Consider the following 3,084-nt stretch of genomic DNA (forward strand, 5'->3'; position numbering starts at 1 on the left):
GATGCATCGTTGAGGTCGATCAGAGGAGCGTCGCCGCTGTCGGTCTTGTCGTTCGAAGCCATTTAACCCCGGTACCACCATATGAGAGCCGGGCCTTGGCAGACCCGGGTTGCGCTTGTTGTATAATTATAACGCAGCACGAGCGCGGTTCATTTGCTCCAAACGAGCAAACAAATCCACCCTTCGTTTGCGCAAACGTTGCTGTTCGGCAAAAGTTTCGTCGGAAAACTCCGTTTCGTGGCGCTTTGTCGCGTGTTCAAGCGCCTCTTCCACGGCCGGAAGTTCGACCAGAAGGGCAACTGCTTCAGCAAGTTCGTCGCCCGCCGAATCACCACTGCTGGCCAGAAAGCCGAATCGCATCCCGGCGTAGTCCTGCGCCGACGGGAGCCGAAGCCCACGTTCCAGCAATATGGTGCGCAAAGCCTCGCTTTCAAGCGCTTGCATGGTGTCAGTTTGGATGAGGAGGGCATCAATCAAGGCACAAAAGTCAGCGTCCTCTGGATGCAGACGTGCCAGTGCATCGGCATGGTGGGCGATAAACTGTGGTTGCAGGATGAGGCCGGATAGCACGGCAGCAAGCAAGCTGGTGCTTGGCCCGGTACCGATCCGCAGCATCCGGGCCTTGTCCTGCGCGCCGAGCGGGGGTGGGGCAGGCTTCCACGGTTGACCTTTTCCGCGCGGACCTGAGCCGCCCTGGCGGGGTTGGAACGGCGGTCGTTCCTTGCGGGCGAAGGCGAGTTCGCCGAAGCGTTCGGTCAGTTCGCGGCGGTAGAGCGACTTGATATCGGGATGTTCGATAGTCTCGCAATGGGCGAGCAGGCGTGCCTTCAACCCGGCCTTGTCCTCCGGCGTGGTAAGCGGCAGCGAATCGCGCTCCACCTGCCACAGCACATCGACCAGGCTGCGTGCTTCGTCGAGCAGGGCTTCCATCGCGGCGGGGCCTTGAGCCTTCACCACATCGTCCGGGTCCATGCCCGCAGGCAGTGTGGCGATGCGCAGCGAATGGCCGGCACGCAGCAGGGGCAGGGCGCGGGTGATGGCCCGCATTGCGGCGCGTTGGCCTGCAGCATCACCATCAAAGCACAGGGTTGGCGTTTCAACGAGTCGCCACAGCCGTTCGATCTGGTGTTCGGTGAGGGCTGTGCCGAGCGGGGCGACCGCCTCGCCAATGCCTGCTGCGGCCAGCGCGACAACGTCCATATAGCCTTCGACCACCACCACACGCCCGTTCTGGCGCGAGGCGGGACCGGCGCGGTGAAGGTTGTACACGGTGCGGCCCTTGTCGAAGAGCGGCGTGTCGGGCGAGTTCAGGTATTTCGGCGCATCGGTCTTTTCGGCGCTGAGGATGCGGCCACCGAAGGCTATCACCCGCCCGCGCGGGTCGAGGATGGGAAGCATCAGGCGACCCCGGAAGCGGTCGTAGGGTTCCTTACCCTCGACCAAGATCCGCAGGCCCGCTTCGATCAGCATGTCGTCGGGGAAGGCGGACAGCGCCTCTTTCAGCGCGGTGCGGCTGTCGGGCGCGAAGCCGAAGCCGAAATCGCGCACCACGGCTGCCGGGAAGCCGCGCGAGGTGAGATAGCGGCGGGCCTGTTCGCCGCGTTCTTCGGCCAGCGAGCGAACGAAGAAGTCCTGCGCTGCCGCCATGACGTCATGCAACGACTTCTGCTGCTCGGCTTTGGCTGCGGCGCGCGGATCGGGGGCAGGGACTTCCATCCCGGCTTCCACCGCCAGTTCCTTCACCGCGTCCATGAACGGCAGGCCCTGATGGTCGGTCATCCAGCGGATGGCATCGCCGTGCGCACCACAGCCGAAGCAGTGGTAGAAGCCCTTTTCGTCGTTGATCGTGAAACTGGGCGTCTTCTCGTTATGGAACGGGCAGCACGCCTTGAACTCCCGCCCCGCCTTGGTCACGCGAACGCTGCGCCCGATCAGCCCCGATAGGGAGACGCGGGTGCGCAGTTCGTCGAGCCATTGGGGGGTCAGGGACATGAGGGGTTCATGCGCGCATTAGTTCTGGCAGCCATTCGACCGATATCTCGTCCTGACGCTGGCGGACCTCTGCGATGTCATAAGCCGATTGCATACGCATCAGCGTATCAGCGTTCAGCCCGAACACTTTTTCAAAGCGAATCGCCATTTCGGCAGATAAATCCGCATTGCCGTTGAGTAAATTGCTGAGCGCTGGCCGCGAGACGTGCAGCACTTCTGCTGCACGTTTCACCGTAAGGTTGTGCGGATCGAGCACCTGACGGCGCAGCCAACCACCGGGGTGTACAGCCATCGATGCATGAAGCTTGATTGCCATCAGTGGTAATCCTCCAAATCCAGATCACCGACCGCATGGTCTTCAATCCGGGTGAATGTCAGCCGCCAGTTGCGCGTCACCGTCATTGCCCAAGTGCCGGCGCGATCGCCAGTTAACGGATGGAGGCCAAAATTTGGCGGCAAAGCCAACGCTTCAAACGAAGTGGCGGCATCGATGTAGGCCAGCATGTCCCGCAACCGGTCCGGCTCAATCAGTCCTTTTGCCTTGCCTTCGGTAGCAAAGCGGCGGAGTGCCTTATGCCGGATTGATGCGATCTCCATTCGTGGAACTTATGCCGAATGTCATTCGACGTCAAGCGTAGCGTTACACATTACGACAGCGCCGCCTTCACCAACCCGCTTGCCTTGCTCATGTCCAACTGCGTGCCATGCTTCGCCTTAAGCGCTGCCACAACTTTGCCCATGTCCTTCATGCCCGCAGCGCCGGTTTCTGCGATCAGCGCCACGATGGCGGCTTTCACATCGTCTTCACCCATCTGCTGCGGCAGGAATTCCTCGATCACCGCCAGTTCGGCTTTTTCCACTTCGGCCAATTCCTGCCGTCCGCCCTGTTCGAACATCGTGATCGATTCGCGACGCTGCTTGGCCATTTTCTGCAGCACGTCGGTTACCAGCACATCATCGTCCGGCACAGCAGAGGCGGTGCGCAGTTCGATATCCTTGTCCTTCAGCTTGGCAAGGATCAGGCGGACGGCGGCGAGGCGGGGCTTGTCGCCCGATTTCATGGCAGAAATCTGCGCGGCCTTGATGGTGTCG

Annotated in this window: 4 protein-coding genes; all 4 read right to left on the reverse strand. The window is 61.5% G+C overall.

What is annotated here, in order from left to right:
- Positions 1-126 precede the first annotated feature (126 nt).
- Entirely contained in the window at positions 127-1,992 is a 1,866-nt protein-coding gene (gene dnaG / locus B7X90_RS18280) for a DNA primase (protein WP_292627017.1), read from the reverse strand.
- 7 nt (positions 1,993-1,999) lie between these two features.
- Positions 2,000-2,308: a HigA family addiction module antitoxin gene (locus tag B7X90_RS18285; RefSeq protein ID WP_292627020.1), complete on the reverse strand. Its 309-nt coding sequence runs from the start codon at positions 2,306-2,308 to the stop codon at positions 2,000-2,002.
- Entirely contained in the window at positions 2,308-2,589 is a 282-nt protein-coding gene (locus tag B7X90_RS18290; protein WP_292627022.1) for a type II toxin-antitoxin system RelE/ParE family toxin, read from the reverse strand. Before B7X90_RS18290 ends, B7X90_RS18285 begins: the two co-directional genes overlap by 1 nt.
- Before the next feature lie 50 nt (positions 2,590-2,639).
- On the reverse strand, positions 2,640-3,084 hold a 445-nt coding region (locus B7X90_RS18295), incomplete at its 5' end, for a GatB/YqeY domain-containing protein (protein WP_292627025.1).

It is taken from the genome of Novosphingobium sp. 17-62-19 (assembly GCF_002256775.1).
Taxonomy (GTDB): domain Bacteria; phylum Pseudomonadota; class Alphaproteobacteria; order Sphingomonadales; family Sphingomonadaceae; genus Novosphingobium.

What these genes read in the sequence shown, in the direction of transcription:
- dnaG (WP_292627017.1), bottom strand. Translation starts at nt 1,992, where the DNA reads ATGTCCCTGACCCCCCAATGGCTCGACGAACTGCGCACCCGCGTCTCC.
- B7X90_RS18285 (WP_292627020.1), bottom strand. Translation starts at nt 2,308, where the DNA reads ATGGCAATCAAGCTTCATGCATCGATGGCTGTACACCCCGGTGGTTGG.
- B7X90_RS18290 (WP_292627022.1), bottom strand. Translation starts at nt 2,589, where the DNA reads ATGGAGATCGCATCAATCCGGCATAAGGCACTCCGCCGCTTTGCTACC.